The 19,632-nt window shown below is 71.6% G+C and carries 15 protein-coding genes; 1 reads left to right on the top strand and 14 read right to left on the bottom strand.

All coding sequences use genetic code 11. The features are described 5' to 3' along the window. Positions 1-286: 286 nt before the first annotated feature. The 13 genes from VK501_RS23395 to VK501_RS23335 all read right to left on the bottom strand — a co-directional run bounded on the left by VK501_RS23395 (position 287) and on the right by VK501_RS23335 (position 17,527). Positions 287-5,077: an Ig-like domain-containing protein gene (locus VK501_RS23395; RefSeq protein ID WP_324341783.1), complete on the bottom strand. Its 4,791-nt coding sequence runs from the start codon at positions 5,075-5,077 to the stop codon at positions 287-289. Beyond that, on the bottom strand, positions 5,077-6,873 hold the full coding sequence (locus VK501_RS23390) for a hypothetical protein (protein WP_324341781.1): 1,797 nt from the start codon (positions 6,871-6,873) through the stop codon (positions 5,077-5,079). Before VK501_RS23390 ends, VK501_RS23395 begins: the two co-directional genes overlap by 1 nt. Positions 6,874-6,878: 5 nt before the next feature. Further along, complete coding sequence (locus tag VK501_RS23385) at positions 6,879-8,207, bottom strand: hypothetical protein (RefSeq protein ID WP_324341779.1); 1,329 nt, start codon at positions 8,205-8,207, stop codon at positions 6,879-6,881. Beyond that, entirely contained in the window at positions 8,204-9,211 is a 1,008-nt protein-coding gene (locus tag VK501_RS23380) for an NAD-dependent epimerase/dehydratase family protein (protein WP_324341777.1), read from the bottom strand. Before VK501_RS23380 ends, VK501_RS23385 begins: the two co-directional genes overlap by 4 nt. A 29-nt stretch (positions 9,212-9,240) precedes the next feature. Next, positions 9,241-10,569, bottom strand: a complete 1,329-nt coding sequence (locus VK501_RS23375) for an FAD-dependent oxidoreductase (RefSeq protein WP_324341775.1) — start codon at positions 10,567-10,569, stop codon at positions 9,241-9,243. Further along, positions 10,566-11,336, bottom strand: a complete 771-nt coding sequence (locus tag VK501_RS23370) for a glycosyltransferase family 2 protein (protein ID WP_324341773.1) — start codon at positions 11,334-11,336, stop codon at positions 10,566-10,568. Before VK501_RS23370 ends, VK501_RS23375 begins: the two co-directional genes overlap by 4 nt. After that, entirely contained in the window at positions 11,336-12,805 is a 1,470-nt protein-coding gene (locus VK501_RS23365) for a sugar transferase (protein ID WP_324341772.1), read from the bottom strand. Before VK501_RS23365 ends, VK501_RS23370 begins: the two co-directional genes overlap by 1 nt. Positions 12,806-12,836: 31 nt before the next feature. Next, positions 12,837-13,469, bottom strand: coding sequence for a response regulator transcription factor (locus VK501_RS23360; protein ID WP_324341770.1), 633 nt, complete (start codon positions 13,467-13,469; stop codon positions 12,837-12,839). A gap of 9 nt (positions 13,470-13,478) precedes the next feature. Next, positions 13,479-14,753 carry a nucleotide sugar dehydrogenase gene (locus VK501_RS23355; protein ID WP_324341768.1) on the bottom strand — a complete coding sequence of 425 codons (1,275 nt, stop codon included), beginning with the start codon at positions 14,751-14,753 and terminating at the stop codon, positions 13,479-13,481. A 255-nt stretch (positions 14,754-15,008) separates the two neighbouring features. Continuing rightward, entirely contained in the window at positions 15,009-15,713 is a 705-nt protein-coding gene (locus tag VK501_RS23350) for a response regulator transcription factor (RefSeq protein WP_324341766.1), read from the bottom strand. 31 nt (positions 15,714-15,744) lie between these two features. After that, the gene (locus VK501_RS23345; RefSeq protein WP_324341764.1) at positions 15,745-16,146 is read right to left on the bottom strand and encodes a response regulator transcription factor; all 402 of its coding nucleotides are present in this window, start codon (positions 16,144-16,146) and stop codon (positions 15,745-15,747) included. After that, a complete protein-coding gene (locus VK501_RS23340; protein ID WP_324341763.1) occupies positions 16,143-16,826 on the bottom strand; it encodes a HAMP domain-containing sensor histidine kinase in 684 nt (227 codons plus the stop codon). The genes VK501_RS23345 and VK501_RS23340 overlap by 4 nt, the downstream gene beginning before the upstream one ends. Next, entirely contained in the window at positions 16,823-17,527 is a 705-nt protein-coding gene (locus VK501_RS23335) for a response regulator transcription factor (protein WP_324341760.1), read from the bottom strand. Before VK501_RS23335 ends, VK501_RS23340 begins: the two co-directional genes overlap by 4 nt. 432 nt (positions 17,528-17,959) lie before the next feature. Here VK501_RS23335 and VK501_RS23330 point away from each other — a divergent pair, with 432 nt between their 5' ends. After that, on the top strand, positions 17,960-18,880 hold the full coding sequence (locus VK501_RS23330) for a HAMP domain-containing sensor histidine kinase (RefSeq protein ID WP_324341758.1): 921 nt from the start codon (positions 17,960-17,962) through the stop codon (positions 18,878-18,880). A 423-nt stretch (positions 18,881-19,303) separates the two neighbouring features. Here VK501_RS23330 and VK501_RS23325 read toward each other — a convergent pair. Beyond that, positions 19,304-19,632: transposase (locus tag VK501_RS23325; RefSeq protein WP_324341756.1), on the bottom strand; the 329-nt coding region annotated here is incomplete at its 5' end.

Here is a 19,632-nt window from a genome sequence, read left to right as displayed (position 1 = left end):
AAACACCACGACCGCCTGCTCGTTCACCATGTGGGTGACCTCCTGAGCGGGGCCGCGACAGGCGCAATCTGTCGCTACCAAGCCCCGCTTGGGAGGTCACTCCACCCCAACGGCCGGATGGAACGGTGGATCGAGGCTAAGACCGCCAGGCCCACGGCCGGATCGCACCTCAGACGGCCCAGCGCCAGACCGTCGTGCCCGAGAACTGAACGATCCCGCGCGTCACCGCCTTGGCCTCGGCGATCTCGCCGGCAATGCCCGTGGCGAGTGTCCCGAGTCCGGCCTCCTACTCGACGACCGCGTCTACGAAGTAGTTGCCCCAGTACCAACTCTGGGTCGGGAACGTGCCGGCCGCGTCGGCGTAGACGCCGTTGGAGTTGTCCACGACGCTCTTGAGCGGGCCGGTGACGATGCCGTTGCGTAGGACGGAGTTGCCGGTCATGCCGAACGAGGCGTTGTAACCGACCGAGACGACGTACTTCTGACCCGGTGTGAGCCGCAGCGGCGTGCTCAGCGCCTGCTGCTGCCACCCCGAGGCGGTCTCGCCCGAGAACGTGACGCTGCCGAGCAGCGTGCCGCTCGTCGTCCAGATGCGTCCCACGTGCGTGCCGGTCTCCGCCGGATCGCGCCAGAACCGGATCGCCGACAGGCGCGCGGTCTGCGTGACCTCGATCTTGACGCCGAGCTCGAGCGACCACGGGCCGCCGGGGCGCCCGTTGGCCGTGCTCAGGCCGCGCGAGCTCGGCGCGTCGGAGGTCGAGAACAGCCGGCATGGGCAAGCCGAGGTTGTCAGGCCCCAGCTCACGGGGGCCGTGAGTGCCAGGTTGCGCGAGCTGCGCGCGCCGGTTGTAACCGTGGCCGTGTAGGCCGTCGATCCCGACAGCGGCGCGTTGGGCGTCAGGGTCGCGGTGCGCGTCGTGGCGTTGTAGGACACGCTCGCCGCCACCGGGGAGCCACCGCCCGCGGGCGCCAGCATGAAGGTCGTCGTCGTGATCGTCGATGCGTCCATCGCCTGGTCGAACGTCGCCGTGACCGGCTCGTAGACCGAGATGTTCGCCGCGCCCGACGACGGCGACGTGCCCGTCGCCACGGGCGGCGTCGGCGGGACGGTCGTGAACGACCAGGTCACCGGCGCGGCCATCGGGGTGTCGTCGTCGGAGCTGATCGCCGTGCTGAGCATCACCGTGTACGTGGTGCCGATGTCCAGCGGGCTGGTGGGCGCCAGCGTCACGGTCTGCGTCTCGTCGTTGTAGGCGCGCGTGGCCGCGACGGTCGTCGCGCCGTCCTTGAGCGTCACGGTCGAGCCGTTGACCGTGGACGGGTTGAGTGGGTAGTTGAAGGTGGCCGTGACCTTGGCATCACGGGCCACGCCCGTCGCGCCGTCGGTGGGTGTGCGCGTCGTAACAGCCGGCGTGCGCGCCGGCGCGAGCGGGAGCTTGAACACGCCGTCGACGAAGTAGTTCGTCGAGTTCCACGACTGGTTCGGGAACTGCCCTGCGGTGGTGTTGTAGGCGCCGTTGTTGCCGTCGGCCATCGTCGTCGCCGGGCCGCTGTTCAGCGGCTGGGCGAGCCCCGACTTCGCGTTGACGAAGTACGAGTTCAGCCCGACCGACAGCGTGTAGACCAGGCCGGGGCTGAGCGTCAGCGGCGTGGTCAGCGCCTGGCGCTGCCAGCCGGACCCGCTCTCGTTCTGGAAGGTGACCGAGGTGAGCTGCGTGCCGGCCGAGTTCCACACGCGGCCGATGTGCGTCCCCGTCTCCTTGGCGTCCTTGTAGAACTTCAGCGCTGTCAGCGTCGTCGTGCTCGCGACCGTCAGCCGCGTGCCGAGCTCGTAGGTCCACGGGCCGCTGCCGCCCCGGCCATCGCGTACCGGGATGCCGGTCTGCGTCGGGGTGAGCGCGCTCATCAGCGAGCACGGGCAGTTAGCGGTGGTGAACGACCACGTGACGTCGGCCGGCAGCGGCGCGCCCGTCGTCGACCGCACGGCGGTGCTGACCGTGGCGGTGTAGCCGGTCGCCGTGGCCAGCGGCGCCAGCGGTGTCAGCACGGCGCGGTTGAGCGCGGGGTCATGGATTACCGTCGCCGCGACCGGCGTGCCGCCGCCCGTCGGCGTCAGCGTGAAGGAACGCGCCGTGACTGTCGCTGGATCGATCGCGACGTCGAAGCTGGCGCGGATCGTCGCGCTGTTGGTGGCGCTGCTGCTGCCCGCCGCGGGCGAGATGCCTGTGACGGCCGGCGCCGGCGGCGGCGAGGCCGCCGTCGAGAACGTCCAGGTCGTGCCGTCGATGGGCGCGCCGTCGGCGGCGCGCACGGCGTTGGTCACGATGGCCGTGTAGGTCGTCATTAGGCTGAGCGGTGCGCTCGGCGTCAGCGTCGCGGTGCGCGTCGTGCCGTCGTAGGCCACCGTTGCCGGCACCGGGTTGCTCGACGGGTCGAGCAACTTGACGTTCGCGGACGTGACCGTCGCGGCGTCGGCCGCGCGCGAGAACACGGCGCGCACCGGCGTCGCCGGCGAGAGCCCGGTGCCCAGCGGCGCCGGCGTCTTCGTCGTCACCTTGAGGTTGGTGCCCGTGCTGAACGACCACGTCTTGGCCGCCGCCATCGGCGTGCCGTCACCGGCCTGCACGGACGTGCCGATGGTCACGGTGTAGGACTTCGACTCATCCAGGCGCACCGACGGCGTCAGCTGCACCGTGCGGGTCGCGTCGTCGTAGGAGACCGCCGCGGCGACGTTCGCGCCGCCGCCGGTGGGCGCCACCGCGACCGACGAGGTCGTCACGGTCGAGGCGGTCAGGCGGCGGTCGAACGCCGCAGTGATCATGCGGTCGGTCACGACGCCGGTGGCAGCCGAGGCCGGCGTCGTCGACGTGACCGCCGGCGGCGTGCCGGGACCGGTGACGAAGCTCCACGAGTAGGCGCTCACCAGGCCGACGCCCTCCCACGAGGTGACGCTCGTCGCGATGCGTGCCGTGTAGCGCCGGAACGGATCCAGCGTCTCGGTCGGCGTCAGCGTGATCGTCTTGGACGGGTTGGCGAGCGAGGCCGTCGCCGCGACCGGGCTACCGCCCTCGGGCGTCAGCGTGACGGCGGCGCCGTCGATCGTCGACGGGTCGAGCTCACGGTCGAACGTTGCCTTGATGGCTTGGTTCGGCACAACGCCGAAGGCGCCGGACGCCGGTGTCGTCGAGACGACCTGCGGCGGGCCCGACGCGTCGATCGTGACGGCCGCCGACGGGGTCGCCGGCGTCACGCCCATGTCGGCCAGGACGTTGACGGTGGCCTGCTGGACTTGCGCGTTGACCCCGCCCTTGCCATCGATGTTGGGCGCCAGCCCGCGGCCCCAGTGGTTCGTGCCGGTCGCGAACACCAGGCCGCCACCGGACGCGCGGTAGATCGTTGTCATCTGCGTGCCCGACCCGGGGGCCCAGCTCGCGCCGTTGTTCTGGCTGAGGTGGCCGGTGACCGGCGAGGACGCGACGGTCGTGACGCCCGCGGGCTCCTGCCCGTTGTTGGCGCGCGAGTCCCACTCCCAGCCGACGATGTCGGTGCCGATCGAGGTCGTCCCTCCGGCGACCTGGTCGGCGGCCGGCGTGTAGCGCCACAGCCGGTGCTTGCCCTGCGCCGCGGACACCTCCAGTGGGAAGAAGTTTGAGGCGTTGTCGCCGATGTACTGCTGGCCGATGAGGCTGTTCTCGGGGTCGTTGGGACCCGCGGGATCGCGCCAGGTGCTCGTGCTCGAGACGGGATCGGGCGGGCCTGACTGCACGGTCTTGTAGGCGACGACCACGCGCCGTGAGGCGCCCGAGACGCCGCTGTTCTCGAAGCGCACGCGCCAATAGGCAGCGTTGGCGCCGAGGAAGAACAGGGACGTGCCCTGGTCGCGCGCGGCCTTCCAGGCGTTGCGCATCTGCGTCGACCAGTACTCGTCGTGCACGCCGGAGACGAGGACGTCGTGCCCGAGGGCGAGCGCCGGGTTGGCGTCGATGTCCTCGTCGGCCGCGTAGCTGACGTCGTAGCCCTGGGACTCCATCCAGGAGACGGCCTGGAGGTCGGCGCGCGTGTACCAGTCATTGCGGAGTGAGCCGGCGACGGGCTGGCTGTAAGGACGGTCGAACGAGACCTTCACCGCCCGGCTCGTGCCGGCGATCGTGTTCGGCCCTGCGCTGAGCCACTCGTAGAGGCCCTTGGAATAGCTGTTGTAGGCCTGGTAGGTGGTGGTCGGCACCTGGTAGAGGACCTCCGAGGCGGCGCTGTCGTCGCGGACGACGAGCAGCACCTCGTTGGCGTTGCCGTTGTCGTCGCGCACGAGCTTGAGCAGATAGACGCCTGTGGGCCAGTCGGCCGAGGTCGTCAGCGTGGTGGCCGGGGCCCAGCCGGCGCAGTCGTCGACGCCCGTCCCGGTCGCGTCCTCCTCACACGGGCCCTGGTAGGGCGCCGTGAGGCCGCGGATCGACGAGACGAGTCGTCCCTGCGCGCCGTTGTAGCCACCCGTGCGGTAGATGTCGATGTGAAACGCCGTGTCGTCGCCCGCCTTGACGCGCAAGTCGACGCTGCCGCCCCGGTCCACGCTCGAGGCCGACGTGAAGCCCTCGATGCCGTTGTCGTACGCCCGCGTGGCGTCCAGCGTCTTCCACGCGGTCGTGCCCGGGAAGCAGTTCTCGTTGACGATCTTGTTCGACGAGCTGCACGTCCGTGCCCGTGGCGTGGCCTGGACGACCTGCGACGCGGGCGACGGGGCCTCCTCGTTGACGGCCTTGACGACATAGAAGTATCCCGTGCCGTTGGCGGCGGTCGCGTCGGCGTACGTCGTCGCCGAGAGACCCGCCGGACTGACCTGGGTGGTGATCGCATCCTGCGTCGTCCCGCGCAGCACCACGTAGCTCGTGGCGCTCGCGACGGACTTCCATGACAGGCTCACCTCGCCGTCGAGGGCGATCGCGGTCACGCCGACGGGCGCCGACGGCGCCGTGGCGGCGTGGGGCTCCGACGGCCGGAGACCGATGAAGATCGCGGCGACGGCGGCGATCATGACGATCGTCGCCAAGCGCACGACGGGGCGGTTGAGGGGGAAGGGCATCATGGGGATCTCCTGATCCAGATATCTAGGGAACGACCATCCGGGCCATCCCCGCGCAGGGTTGCGGCGTGCCTGAACTTGCGCTTGAGCCAGGCGGCGATCCGTTGGTCGTACGAGGTGCCGAACGCCCCCTGGTCGTACACGTCCAGTGGCTTTCGGTCAGTAATCGCCAGCCGCAACTGATCCATCTGCGCGATCGCGCGGTCCTCGTCGGCAGCGGTCGCCAGTGCCCCTGGCAGGAGCGACAGCTGCGGCAAGGGGTCACGTCGGCCGGACATGACGTACAGCGCCGACATCTGGGGCGCCAAGAGGATGGGGTCGCCCGGGCGCGTCTCGCGGGCGATCACGGTGAGCGCCTGGCGCAGCGCCGATGCCTCGGCCGGGTGCGCGCCCAGCGTGCCGTGCAGGCCCCGAACGCTCTGACTCTCCTGCCGGGCGTCGTGCACCGACAGGCCCGCATTGGCCACCACCAGCACGCCGATCCACACGACGCCGAGCAGCGCGCCGGCGCGGCCCCGCGGCGCCAGGCGCACGTGCAGGGCGACCAGCAGCACCGCCGCCAGCGGCAGCAGGTACGCGGTCGCGGCGGGAAAGCGTGCGTTGGGGTAGGGCAGGAACTCGGCGTACGTGTTGGCCGTCAGCCCGGCCATGAGCAGCACGAGCAGGAGCGCGATCTCGGCGGCTGGCGAGGCGGCCTCGGCGCGGCGGCGGCGCCAGACCAGCACGAGCACGGCCAGCGCGGCGCCGGCCGGGATCCAGGCGTAGGGCCACTTGAGGTAGAAGCGGACCGTGTCCGGCTTGGCCACCAGCACGGCCAGAAACGCGACGACCGCCAGGCCCGCGCCGGCGAGCACGACAGTGCGCAGGCGTCCGCCGCGCTCGATCGCGACGCCCGCGCCCACCAGCGCCGCGAGGCCGGCCGCGTAGGCGACGGCGTGGCCCGCCAGCTTGGCGAAGCTCAGCGCAGTCAGTGGCGCGTGGGCCTTGAGGACGACGTCCCCCCCCGCCCGCACGAAGTCGCGCGGGTAGAGGTTCTCCCACAGGAGGTCGTGGGGCGAGACGACGGTCAGGAATGCGCCGTAGACCATGAGCGGCAGGACGATTGCCGGCGCGAGCAGCGCGGCGCCCTGGCGCAGGGCGAGGCCGCGCCCGGCGGCGCCCGCACTCCAGACGCGCACCGCCAGCCAGCACGCGATCGCGACGTAGACGGCCAGCGCGACCTCGGGCCGCGTGACCCCGACGAACCCCACTAGGCCGCCGGCGATCACCGGGCGGCGCAGTTCCTGCTCGCCGTCGCGCAGCCAACGCGCCAGTACAAGGACGGCGCCGAGCACGAGCGCGGTGGCCAGCGGCCCGGAGGTGGTGTGCGGCAGGACGTAGGAGTTGTTCGCGCTGCCCAGCGCAGCCGACGCGACCAGCCCGGCCGCCAGTGCGGCAGGCACCGGCTCGACGAACACCCGCGCCAACCGGTAGGTCAGCGCGATCGTGGCGAACGCCATCGCCAGGCCGAGTGCGACGGCCGGCCAGAGGGCGGGGCCTGTGATCGCGTAGATCCCGCCCAGCAGGAACGGGCCGACCGGCCCGTAGAAGTACACATAGTCGGCGTACGGCAGCTCGCCGTGGGCGGTGCGCGATGCGGCGAGCAGGTCGTAGCCAGTGTCCATCGTCAGGTCGCCCCAGCGGCCCCAGGTCAGGAGCAGGAGCGCCAGCGACCAGACGACGAGGCCACCGACCACGACGGCCTCGCGCGAGGTGGCCGCGCGCACTCGCGGCGACAAGGTGGTGCTGGCGGCCATCGTGCTCACGGCGCGGTCTTCCACACCGAGGCGATCAGCGTCACGGCGGCGAGCATGCTGCCGACGGCGAAGGCGATGCTCACGCGATGGAAGACCGCGCCCGGCAGGGCCAGCTCGAGCGCGACGAACGACGCGGCGCCCGAGCTCCAGCACAGCGCCGCCAGGCCCGCGCGGGTGCGGGCCAGCAGCGCCTGGCAGAACGTGCTGGCGGCCAAAAAGCCGCCCACGCCCAGCGCCAGGATGGCGAGGTCGATCCGCGTGGCCTCGAAGCCGTCGCCGTAGAGCAGCGACATGGCCGCGGGCCCAAAGGCCAGCGCGCCGACGGCGACGACCGTCGCGAAGCCGGCCAGCGCCAGCGCGGTCAGCACCGTCGCCCGGTGGGCGCGCTCGTGATCCCCGCGCGCCTCGAAGGTCGTCAAGCTCGGCAGCAGCGAGGCGGCGATGCCCTGGAAGACGAAGACGGGCGCGCGCAGCAGCAATGTCGCGGCGAATACGACGCCCGCCGCCTTGGAGGCGTCCGGGCCGCCGGCGATGAGTACGAGTAACGGGCCCCCGCTGACGAGCACCTGCTCGGAGCCGGCGATGACGGCGGCGGGCAACGCGAAGCGCGCGGCTGAGCCCATTGGGAACTGCGAGGGCTCGTCGCCCGCCGTCGCGCGACGCAGCGCGCTGCGCCGGTGCCAGAGCAGCGGCGCAACCGCGCCGCCGCCGGCTGCGGCGGCCACCGCGATCGCGGCGACCGTAGGAGACGCGACCAGTAGCAACGGCAGCGCCACGACGACGCGGATCGCGCCGTCGGCGAGCAGCAGCAGTCCGTAGCCGCCGAACCAGCGTACGCCGCCGCACAGGCCGCGGACGAAGTAGGACGCGCCGTAGCCGGCGACGCCGGCGATCAGCGCGGCGGTCAGCGCCGCGCGGCCGCCGAACAGCCCGTCGGTGATCGGGCCCCATGCTGCCGCCAGGACGAGCGACACGGCGACCGTGACGCCGGCGCCGAGGATCGCGGCGGTCCGGATGATGGGCCGCGCGTCGAGGTCGCGGGCGACCGCGTCGGCCACGGCGCGCGAGACGGTCTGCTCCAGCGGGCGAAACAGCAGTACCGCCACGAGGAACATCCCCGCCCAGAGGGCACCGATGGCGCCGTAGATGTCGGGCCCCAGCGAGCGCGCGGCCAGCACGTTGAAGACGTAGGCCAGCAGACCCGACGCCAGCGTGCCCACCGACAGCAGCGCGGCCTCGGAGCGGTCGACAGCCTCAAGCCGAGGACGCGCGGCGCGGATACGCTCAGGGATCCGCTCCGCGAGACCTGCACTCGTGAGGGCCCGCGTGCTCACGCCGCCCCGGCCGCCTCCGGCACCCGTTCGGCGCGCAGGGTCATGTGCCAGGCGATGGTCTCGCGCAGGCCTTCCTCCAGGCCCACGGTCGCCCGGAAGCCCAGCAGGCGCGCCGCCTTCTCGGTGTCGGGGATACGGACGCGGACGTCCTGGTACTTGCCGCCGATCTGGTCGAGTGGGAGCAGCGTGGCTCGCAGCGGGCCGGGGATGTCCAGCGCGGCCTGCACGGCCTCGGCGAGCTTGATGATGGAGATGGGATCGTCACCGCCGATGTTGATGATCTCGCCCGCCGACTCCGGCGTCGCGATGGCGCGCACGAGGCCGTCGACCGTGTCGGTGACGTAGGTGAAGGTGCGCACCTGGCGACCGTCGCCGTGTAGCTCCATCATCCTGCCCTCGAGGAGGTTCTCGATGAACGGCGACATCGGACCGCCCCACCAGGTGGCGTGGTTGCGCACCCCGTAGGCGTTGAAGAAGCGCAGCACCGTCACCTGCAGGTCGCGCTCCTCGAAGAGGCGCAGCGCCAGGTGCTCGTCCATGAGCTTGGACGTCGCGTAGGACCAGCGCCGGCTGGTGGGCGGGCCAAGGACGATCGGGTCGTCCTCGTGGAACGGCGCGACGGCGTTGCCGTAGACGTCCGACGTCGAGGCCTGCACTACGCGCGCGCCGGTGGCCAGCGCCACCTCGAAGACGGCCTCGGAGCCCTTGACGTTGACCTCGAGCGTCTTGAGCGCCCCGCCGTAGCGCGGGATCTTCAGCGCGGCGAGGTGGACGATGAGGTCGCAGTCGTCGAAGGCCGAGCGCAGGCGCTGCGCATCGCAGCAGTCGAACTGGTGCAGGACGAAGCTCGAGTTGTCAACGCAGTCAAAGAGGTTGCGCAAGGTACCGGCCGAGAGGTCGTCGACGCCGACGACGGAGCATCCGTCGGCCAGGAGCCGGCTGACGAGGTTCGAGCCGATGAAGCCGGCGGCGCCGGTCACACCGATCTTTGCGGGCAGGGGCATGGTGAATTCCTCCATAACGGTCATGATGGTCAAGCGGCCCGCAGCCTGGCCTGGCCGGAGGTCGAGTTCACGATTTGTTCCGCCACATGGTCGGACACGCCAAGGATGGCCTGGCCGTTGACGATCTCGGGATAGATGCGCGCCGACGACGCCACGGCGAGGCCCGGGGCCGGGAACAGGTCTCCGGCGCGTTGCGCGACGCCCACGGTATGCACCGGCTCGGCCATCCGCGTACGCGCCACCTGGCTGGCGAGCACGTCGGCGGGGTCGAAGTGCGGGAAGATCCGCCGCACGTGGCCCGTGAACTCCCGCGTGATCTCCGCGGAGGAGCGATCGAGCTCGGGGTTGGAGGGGTCGACGTAGTGCGGGACGTACACCAGGTGGCCGCCCACGGCCTCAGGATCGACCGCGTGGGTCGTCTCCACGATCGATGTGATGGGGACGCTACGGTCGGTGATGTTCAGCGCGTAGTACGGGCTGACGCTGCGCTTGACGCGCATCACGAGGCAGACGATTCCCAGGTAGCGATTGCGGTCGGGCCCGAGCGCCCCGGCCAGCTCCTCGGAGACCAGCGTTTCGAGCGTTGGGCGCAGCTGCGTGGTCACCACGAGGTCGTGCGGCCGCAGCCGCCCATCGATGACGACGCCGAGCGCCCGACCGTCCTGCGACGGGATCCCGCCGACGCGCGTGTCGAGCAGGATCTCGCCGCCGCGGCGCCCCACCTCTGCGCCCAGCCGGTCGACGAGCTCCTGATACCCGCCGTGGATCCAGCCCATGACCTCCTGGCCCGACCGGTCGCGCGTGCCGGCGGTCCGGCGCATCCTCGACCACATGTACGTGGCGGGGAGGTCGTGGTAGCGGCCGTCGAACTTCGACTCCAGAAGCGGACGCCACAGGCGGTCCCACAGGCGGTCGCCGGCCATACGGCGCAGCCAGCCTTCCAGCGGGACGTCCTCGAGGTCGGCGTGGCCCTTGCGCAGCTGGCAGCGGGCGACGAACCCGACGAGCGCCATGCGGTCGCGCATCGCCAGCCCCGGGAACGTCAGTAGCTCCTTGGGCGTTGACATCGAGGCCAGCCGCCCGTCGTGGAAGAACCCGACGCCGAGCCGGCGCATCCGCACCGACTCCTCCTCTAGCCCGACCTCCTCGGCCAGGGCCAGGACACGGTCGTCGGTGGGAAGCACGGCGTGGTAGTAGCGATCGACGTCATAGCCGCCGAGGTCGGTCGTGCCGGCCAGGCCGCCGAGGCGCGCGTCGCGCTCGTAGAGCGTGACCTTTACCCCGGCGCGCGCGAGGCGGTAGGCGATCCCGACGCCGAGCAGTCCGCCGCCGACGATGCCGACGTCGCGCCCGCTCACGCGCGGTCCCGCGTGCCGACCGGCTCGTGTGTCGCGACCGGCTCTCGTGTGGCGACCTGTCGGGCCATCATCCGCGCATAGCCCCCGATGGTGGGCAGCACGCGCATCTTGCTCTCGCCCTCCCGCCGGGACCAGTCCAGGCTGACCGGCACCTCACGGACCGAGCAGCCGGCCGCGACGAGCTTGACGAGGATCTCGGCCTTGCAGGCGAAGCCGGGCTCGCGGATGAAGCGTGTGCCGTGCCGCGCATAGGCGGCGTGCAGCGCCTGTGCGCGGTAGACACGGAAGAACGAAGAGACCGTCCGGGCGTCGAGGCCGGCGCCACGGCGGATCGCGTAGCCCGCGGCGCGCGACAGCAGGCGACGGTGCGCCGAGACGTTGAGCAGCTGCCCGGCGCCGTGGTGGGAGGCCAGCACGACGTCCGTGCCCTCCTGCGCGACCGCGAGCATCGTCGCGAGCGCGTCCAGGTCGCTGGTCGTGTCGGACTCCATCGTGATGATGTAGTCGGCGTCGCCCGTCAGACCGAGCGCAATCCGGAACCCGCGGTCGAACGCACGGCCGGCGCCCTGGTTCCGGAGCTGGCGGGCGAGGACGAGCGGGACCGGGCCGTCATAGGCCGCGGCCAGGTCGGCCGTGGCATCGCGGGAGCCGTCGTCGACGATGACGACGTGGCCGCCGCGCCACAGCTCGGGGCGTGCCTCGAGGTCGGCGAGCAGGCGGGGCAGGTTGCCCTCCTCGTTGTACGCCGGGATCACGAAGACGTTCATCAGTAGGCTCCCCTGCGCGTCAGCACGACGGGAATCGTCTGACACAGGATCTTGATGTCCCACCAGAGGGACCAGTTGGTCACGTACACGTAGTCGAGCTTGACCATCTCCTCGAAGGGGATGTCGTTGCGCCCAAGCACCTGCCAGAGGCCGGTGATGCCGGGCGTCGTCTCGAGCCGGCGGCCGGCCCAGCCGGTGATCCGCTCGGACTCGTGGACCACGAACGGCCGGGGCCCGACGAGGCTCATCTCGCCCTTGAGGACGTTCCACAGCTGCGGCAGCTCGTCGATGCTGAGCTTCCGTAGGGTGGCCCCGATGCGGGTGATGCGTGGGTCATCCTTGATCTTGAACAGCGGGCCGCCGCCGTCCATCTCGTTGAGATGGGCGAGCGCGAAGCGCTGCTGTTCGGCGCCATCGACCATCGTCCGAAACTTGACGATGGAGAACTCGGAGCCGCCGCGGCCGTGGCGCTGCTGGCGGAAGAACACCGGTCCGCCGCTGTCGAGCCTGATCGCGATCGCGGTCATCAACAGCAGCGGCGAGAGCACGAGCAGACCGAGCGCCGACGCCGTGACGTCGAACGTCCGCTTCAGCACCCGGACGCTCCGGGAGAGGCGCATAGGTGGCAGGCTCACGACCGGCAGGCCCTCGATGTCCTCGATCGCTGCGTTGGACGCGAACAGCTCGAAGTAGTCGGGCACGATCGAGAGGTGCACGTCGGGCCGCCGTACCGCGCGCACGCGATCGAGCGTGTCCTCGTAGGAGTCGCCCTTCGCGGTGAGCACCACCCAGTCGATGTCGAGCGCGTCCACGCGTGCGGTGAGGTCCGCGGTGCGGCCCACGACGTCGTCCGCCGTCCGCGGGTCGTCCTCGACGAAGCCCACGAACTCAAGGCCGTACTCGGGGTGCGCGTCGATCTTGCGGCGCACGAGCCGCCCGACCTCGCCCGCACCGACGATGAGCGTGCGCCGTGGCCGCATGAGCTTGGGCAACACCCAGATGCGCAGCGCGCCGCGCAGCACGGGAATGGTCACGAGCGCGATCACCAGGAACATGAGCGCCTCGAGCGGCGTGTACAGCGACCAACCCGCCAGACGCTTGGCGCCCTGGCCCACCACGAGCAGGACGAGCGAGCCCGCGAGCAGCGCGTGGAACAGGTTCCCGATCTCGTCGAAGGTGCCCGGCGCGATCGCGCGGCTGTGGCTCTCGTAGAGCCGGTAGGCGGCGAACACGCCCACCCAGGTCACGGTGGCCAGCGCCACGAACGTAGCCACCACGCCGGTCGGGCCGATAACCGCGGGCGGGCCGATGATGTCGGCGAAGGCGTACGTGCCGGCAAACCCGAGCGCGGTGGCGATCAGGTCGGCGGCCACCAGCGCCCGCACCCGCCCACGATGCAGGCGGCCCTGGCGGCGCGCCCGCGCCGCCGCAGCGGCGGGCTCGACCACATGAAGGGACGCGGCGGCCACGCACGACGTCTCGCGCTGACCCACGCCCGGCTCAGGAGGCGAGCTGGGCATACGGTGCCACGAGGTCATTCATGTGGGCGTAGCGAGAGGCCTCCGTGCGATTGGCCACGCCGAGCTTGCGGTACGTGTTCGACAGGTGAAACTTGACCGTCTGCTCGGTGACCCACAGCTCCTGGGCGATCCGGTTGTTCGTGAACCCCTGGGCGGCGAGCTGCAGGATCTGGAGCTCGCGGACGGTCAGCGGGCACGCCTCGGCGCCGGCGCTCGCGCGCTTCGGCTGGCGCGGACGGTGCACGACGCGGCCGAGCACCGTCTCGCGCACGAGCGTGCCCAGTGCGACCGGGTGGACGGCCTTGGAGATGACGGCCTCGGCCCCGGCCTCGAAGGCGTCGTCGAACCACTTGGCGTCCACGCGGGTCGTGAGCAGCAGCGTCTTGGCGTCGGGCAGCTCGTCGGCGATCTCACGCAGGCGCTCGAGCGGATGCTCGGGGTTCTGCATGTCGTCGACGAGGACGACGTCGGCACGGCTCGCGGCGAGCCGGTCTCCGATGGAGTGCCGGCCGTCAACGAACCCGACGACATGGAAGCCCGCGGTCTGACGCAGGGCCATGCGGATTGCCTGGACCACGAGTGAGTGGTCGGCGACGATGAGAAGACGCTTCATGATGTGACCTCAGGCCGCCTTGACGGACTTCAGGGACACGTGCTGGGCCGGACGGGCCTTGGCACGCTGGCGGCGGGTGACCCCGCGAAGGTCGACGACCTGGTGGCGCTCGGCGATGCCGACGTGATCGACGTCGGGGTGCGCGGTGACGATCACCACGACGTCGGAGAACTCCAGGACCTCGTCCAGCGACCCGCTGCGCAGGTCGAACTGGGACAGCGACGGCACGAAGGCGTCGTGGTAGGCGATCTCGGCGCCGAGCTGCCCGAGGCGGGCGATGATCTTCAGCGCCGGGCTCTCGCGGATGTCGCCGACGCCCGCCTTGTAGGAGACGCCGAGGACGCCGATGCGCGTGCCCTTGACCGGCATGCCCATGTCGTTGAGCTTGCGCTCGACCTTCTCGACCGCCAGGTAGGGCGCGTGCTGGTTGACCTTGCCGGCGAGCTCGATGAACTCGGTGGAGAAGTCGTACTCGCGCGCCTTCCACGAGAGGTAGAACGGATCGACGGGCAGGCAGTGGCCGCCCATACCCGGGCCCGGCTCGAAGCGCATGAACCCGTAGGGCTTGGTGGAGGCGGCGTCGATGACCTCCCAGATGTCGATGCCCATCCGGTCGGCGAGCTCGCCCATCTCGTTGATGAGGGCGATGTTGACCGAGCGGAAGATGTTCTCCAGCAGCTTGGCCATCTCCGCGCTTTCCAGCTCGGACGTGCGGACCAGCGAGTCGCAGACGAGGCCGTACAGCGCCTCGGCGGCGTTCCCGCAGGTCTCGGTGAGGCCGGCGACGATCTTCGGCGTCGTCTGCAGCGTCCAGTCCGTGCGGCCGGGATCGACGCGCTCGGGCGAGAAGGCGAGGTGGAAGTCCACGCCGGCGCGCAGGCCCGACTCCTCGAGGATGGGCAGCGCCCGCTCCCGGGTCGTGCCCGGGTAGGTCGTGGACTCCAGGACCACGAGCTGCCCCGCCTGGAGCACCGTCGCGATCGCCTGGCAGGCGTCGACCAGCGGCGTCAGGTCCGGCTCACGGTTCGGCGTCAGCGGCGTCGGGACGCACACGATGATCGCGTCCACCTTGGCCAGCGCGGCGATGCGCGTGGTCGGCTCCAAGCGATCCGAGACCGCCTGCAGTGCCGCCGACGGCACGTCCTCGATGTACGACTCGCCGCAGCGCAGCTGTGCCACGCGGCGGGCGTTCACCTCGATGCCGATGACGTGCTCACCGGCCTCGGCGAAGCTGACGGCCAGTGGGAGCCCCACATAGCCGAGTCCAACGATCCCAACGCTCATTTAGCTCCACCCCACGTTGCTCTCGGGCCACGTGCGCCACCGTCCGGCTTCCTGCGTTTCGGTGACGCTCGCCCTACGACGTGAATCGTGGTCCAACGGGCGATCGATGGGAGGGGATATCTGGCGTGCTCCGACGGTGAGGTTCCGCCGAATGGGTAGGTCAGGGGCACCACCCGGGTGGGTCAGAACCCTCCCCCACGCGCACTGGCCAATGCGCTAGGCACGTCGGTGGACGAGGAGGTTTGGCGCGCGGCGCTACGCGTCGCGGCCGGTGGCCGCGAACGTCGCGCGGATGCCGTTGGCGATGGAGATCGCCTCGGCCTGCGAATGCGCGCCGAGCTTGCGCAGCAGCCGCTTGACGTGGGTGCGCACGGTGTCGCGTGCGAGCACCAGCTCGTCGGAGATCTGGTCGACGGTCATCCCGGCGCAGAGCAGATCGAGCACTTCCCACTCGCGCGGGGTCAGCTTGCTGCGCACGGGTCGCACGCCGATGCCGCCCACCGGCAGCCCGCGCAGGCTCTCGATCAGCCTCCACGTCAGGTCGGGCCCGACGACCGGCTCGCCCGCGACCATCCGCTGCACCGCCGCGACGATGTCGGACACGGGGACGCCCTTGACCAGGTGGCCCGCCGCGCCGGCGCGCAGGCCGACCATGCCGAGGTCGAGGTCGTCGGAGCCGGTGAACAGCAGGATCCGCACGCTCGGCGCGCGCTCGACGATCTGATGCGTCGCCGAGAGCCCGTCGATGTTGGCCATGACGATGTCCATGATCATCACGTCGGGACGGAAGTGCGCGGCGAGGTCGATCGCGTCGCGGCCGTTGTCGGCCTCGGCGATGACGACCAGGCCGGCGTCCTGCAGCGCGGCGCGCAGGGCTCCGCGAAGCTGCTCGTCGTCGTCGACGACCACCACCCGCGGGGCCGCAGCCGGCCGGGATCCGTCCTGACGCGCGAGAGCCACGGGCGCAGTATGCCGTCCGGAAACGGGACTGTCATGTCCCGTCGGCGCCGCGGGCGACGCCGACGATCGACTCGCGCACGAGCGCCAGGTCCGTCGTCTTGGGGATGTGCAGCGTGACGAGCCGGGCCTGCACGGGCGCGACCAGCTCGGGCTCGAAGCCGGAGAACGTCACGATCGGCGTGCCGGGCGCCGCCTGGGCCATCGCGACCAGCAGCTCGCCGGGAGGGAGCCCGGGCATCTGGAGGTCGAGGACCACGACGTCGGGCAGGTGCTGGGCGACGAGCGCGACGGCCTCGGTGCCGTCGGAGGCCTCGCCCACGACGGTCACGCCTTCGTCGCGCAGCAGCGCCCACCGCAGCAGCGCCCGCATCTCGGATGCGTCGTCGGCCAGGAGCACGCGGACCGGATCGCGAGTGCTCGTCTCGCCGCTCATCCTGCGGACGCTAACCGGATGGTGACGAGCGTGGCGCCGTCTTCGCGCGTCGCCATCGCGATCGTGCCGCCGCGGCGCTCGACGATCCGGCGGCAGACCGGCAGGCTGACGCCGGCGCCGATCAGTGGGCCGCGCCCGCGCGGGCGGGCGAATGGCTCGAACGGCCGGCTGCCGTCGGCGGCGGGCGTGCCGTCGTCGAGCATCTCGACCGTGACGCCGTCGTCGCCGGTGCCGCCGGCCAGCAGCACGCGGCTCGCGCCGGCGGCCAGCGCGCTGCGCAGGAGGTGGGTGAACAGGCGCTGTGCCTCGCGCGCGTCGAGCGCCGCGCGCGGGAGCGGCTCGCGCCGCAGCTGCACGCGCTCCCGCGCGAGGAACGGCTCCAGCTCGGCGGCGGCGGCGTCGAGCGCCGAGTCCAGGTCGGCGGACGTCGGCCCCTCGACCGCCGAGGACGCGCGCACCACGTCGAGCAGGTCGTCGACGTAGCGCTGGGCGCGCTCGCCGCCGGCGTTCAGCGCGCGGAGCGCGTCCTGCCCGCCGGGGCCGATCCGGACCCGCTCGTTCTCCAGCACGGAGGCGGCCCCGCGCATGAGCGCGACCGCCTCCCCCAGCTGATGCGCCGCCAGGGCGGCGAACGCCTCCAGGCCGTCCTGCGCGCGCGGCGCAGGGTCGCCGGCCGTCATTCCCCGGCCGGAAGCCCGTCCTCGAGCATGCCGGCGCGCAGCCGCGACGCAACCGCGACGGCCTCGCGACGGGAGCGCACCTCGAGCTTGCGCAGGACGTTCTTGACGTGCGACCGGACGGTCTCCACCGACACCACGAGGCGATCGGCGATCTCGTCGGTCGAGAGGTCCTGGCACAGGAGGTCGAGGACCTCCCACTCCCGCGACGTCAGCGCGCTGCGGATCGGCCGCAGGCCTGCGCTGTCGGTGCGGACCATGCGCAGGTCCTCGATGAGCCGCATCGTCAGGCGGCGCGTGATGACGGCCTCGCCGTTCTTGGCGCAGTGCAGCGCGCGCGGCAGGGCGTCGATCCCGACGTTCTTGCACAGGAAGCCGGAGGCCCCCGCGCGCAGCGTCATGAGACCGACCTCGTCGTCGTCGCTGGACGTCAGGATCACCACGCGCACCTCCGGCGCGGTGCGCCGGATCTCGCTCATGGCGGCCAGGCCGTCCATGCCGGGCATGATGAGGTCCATCACGACCACGTCCGGCGTGTAGTAGGCCGTGAGCTCCACGGCCTCGCGCCCGCTGCCGGCCTCGGCGATCACCGTGATCCCGGCCAGCTGCAGCACGTCGCGCAGCATGCGTCGCGCGAGCGGATCGTCGTCCGCCACGATGACGCGCAGCGGCGCATCCCCTTCAACCTTGAATTCCATCCCCATGATGAGCCCTTCCCGGTCTCGTCCTCAACCGGAGCCTCTCCGCAAATTGAAGGACAAAGAAAAGGGCAACTGATGCACTTACGTGGGGTATTTCTCTACCCCAGTGCAGGAATTGCGGCCGCACGGGCGGTCCCCTGGGGATTGAAGGGAACCGCCCGGCGGCCACGCGCCGCCGAGCACGGACCGTCCGGTGCGTTCCCAGCTCACGCGGCGTCGCACAGTTCGGGGCTCTCCTGCCGGCGGACCGTGCACCGTGCAACCTACGGGCACGCATCGGCCCCGGCGGGTGACTTGCGCCCGCCTCCGCGAGGGAGGTGCCTCGTGGTCCGTGGGTTAGGAAGTTCCCCCAGGGCACCCTCCGAACTGCCGATTCAATCGAGCAAGCAGATTTCCGGAGGACACGACGTCGTACGGAAAGGGGATGAACAGAACGTGACACACCGAGCCGACGTGGACGGCGACGGCGACGGCGATGACGACGTGCCGCCCGGCGACCGCCGGCGACGTCCGCCGTCGCGGTGGTGGCGCAGCCGTGCCCTGACGGCCGAGGAGCCCCAGGGCGCGGCCGAGGACGAGCATCGCCAGCTGCTGGCCGACGTGGGTCATGAGCTGAAGTCGCCGCTGTCGATCATGCTCGCCCTCTGCGGGCGCCTCGAGGACTCCGGCCGCCTCGCCGGCGAGGACGCCGAGGACGTCGCCCGCATCCGGGCCAACGCCTACACGATGCTGCGCCGGGTCCAGGACCTGATGCTGATGGCGCGGCTGGAGAACGCCGAGCAGCAGCTCGAGGCCGCGGTCGTCGACGTCGCCGAGATCGTGCGCTCCTGCGTGGACGGCTTCGCCGCGATCGCCGCCCAGCGCGACCTGGACCTGCGCGTCAGCGTGCCCGACCACCTGACCGCCGTCGCCGACGAGGAGAAGGTTGTCTCCGTCGTCTCCAACCTCCTCGCCAACGCCATCCGCCACGCCAGCCACGGCGGCGTCGTGCGCTGCACGCTGTCGAGCTCCCCCGGGCGGCTGATCCTCGAGGTCGCCGACGACGGCTCCGGCGTCCCGCCCGACCAGCGCGAGGCCATCTTCGAGCGCTACCGCCGCGGCTCACGCTCGTCCGGGACCGGGCTCGGCCTCGCGATCGTCGGCGAGATCGCCGCCCTGCACGGCGGCGTGGTCGCCGTCGGCGACGCCCCCGAGGGCGGCGCGCTGTTCACCGTCGAGCTGCCGCTGCGCACCCAGCGCACGTCCACCGAGGCCACCCGCCCCGCCGGCCCCCCGTCGCTCGTGCTCGCCGACCGCCAGAAGGCGATCGTCGAAGACCTGCGCGGCGAGCTGGACTCGGCCGCCGGCCGGGCTTAGGCGTTGCGGGTCGGCGGGGGTGGCTGACATCGCCACCGCGCGGCGCTTCGCGCTCGCGTCATGGCGGTCCGGGCGCTGGTCGCCGGTATCGCTGCGGTCGTGACGCCGGCTACATGGGCATCGATCCCGCGCTTAGCCGCGCCGCGACGGATGGCGACATCACCCACCCCCGCTACGTCCACAGCCCTCGGCCCACGCCCGCACCCTCGACCAGCCCGCCTGAGCCTCAATCCACCGATCTGGCGTGAGTGTCGGTGTTGTTGGGGCTCTTGAGCGGTTGCGGTGACCGGCTGGGGCCGCGTAGCGGCCTTGGTGATGGTGTTGAGGGGTGGGCGGGGCGTCGAGTCGGGGTCGGCGGCCCGGGTGCGGGCAGGCCGAAGCCGGCGGTGCGGCGTCGGTGGTCGTCGCGGGGCGCGGGGCGGGTCAGGCGGGTGGTGGCAGCGCGCGCAGCCGCGTCAGGGCGGCGAGGAAGTCGTGGGCCCAGGGCCAGCGGGCGGGCATCCGCAGGATGGTTCGCCGGGCGCTGCGCGTCAGGCGTCCGGGGATGCTCAGCAGTCGTCGGCGGATCGTGCGTGCGGTCCGGACGGTCTGGCCGGGCAGCGCGATCAGGTGCGTCCAGCGCAGCAGGTTGTGGGCCAGCGCGGCGATCACCGTCCAAGCGGCGTTAGCCATGAACTTGCCCGACGGGAAGTGGGCCAGCGCCTGGTCTTTGAGGTCGCGGATCGCCAGCTCGACGACGGCGTGCTGACGGT

Source organism: Baekduia sp. (assembly GCF_035318805.1).
Lineage (GTDB): Bacteria > Actinomycetota > Thermoleophilia > Solirubrobacterales > Solirubrobacteraceae > Baekduia.
Note: the sequence above shows the minus strand (reverse complement) of the source record. Positions and strands in the feature narration are given on the sequence as shown.

Bases quoted from the DNA above. Each gene is read 5' to 3' on its own strand.
- VK501_RS23395 (WP_324341783.1), bottom strand. From the start codon at position 5,077: ATGCCCTTCCCCCTCAACCGCCCCGTCGTGCGCTTGGCGACGATCGTC.
- VK501_RS23390 (WP_324341781.1), bottom strand. From the start codon at position 6,873: ATGGCCGCCAGCACCACCTTGTCGCCGCGAGTGCGCGCGGCCACCTCG.
- VK501_RS23380 (WP_324341777.1), bottom strand. From the start codon at position 9,211: ATGCCCCTGCCCGCAAAGATCGGTGTGACCGGCGCCGCCGGCTTCATC.
- VK501_RS23370 (WP_324341773.1), bottom strand. From the start codon at position 11,336: ATGAACGTCTTCGTGATCCCGGCGTACAACGAGGAGGGCAACCTGCCC.
- VK501_RS23360 (WP_324341770.1), bottom strand. From the start codon at position 13,469: ATGAAGCGTCTTCTCATCGTCGCCGACCACTCACTCGTGGTCCAGGCA.
- VK501_RS23355 (WP_324341768.1), bottom strand. From the start codon at position 14,753: ATGAGCGTTGGGATCGTTGGACTCGGCTATGTGGGGCTCCCACTGGCC.
- VK501_RS23345 (WP_324341764.1), bottom strand. From the start codon at position 16,146: ATGAGCGGCGAGACGAGCACTCGCGATCCGGTCCGCGTGCTCCTGGCC.
- VK501_RS23340 (WP_324341763.1), bottom strand. From the start codon at position 16,826: ATGACGGCCGGCGACCCTGCGCCGCGCGCGCAGGACGGCCTGGAGGCG.
- VK501_RS23335 (WP_324341760.1), bottom strand. From the start codon at position 17,527: ATGGGGATGGAATTCAAGGTTGAAGGGGATGCGCCGCTGCGCGTCATC.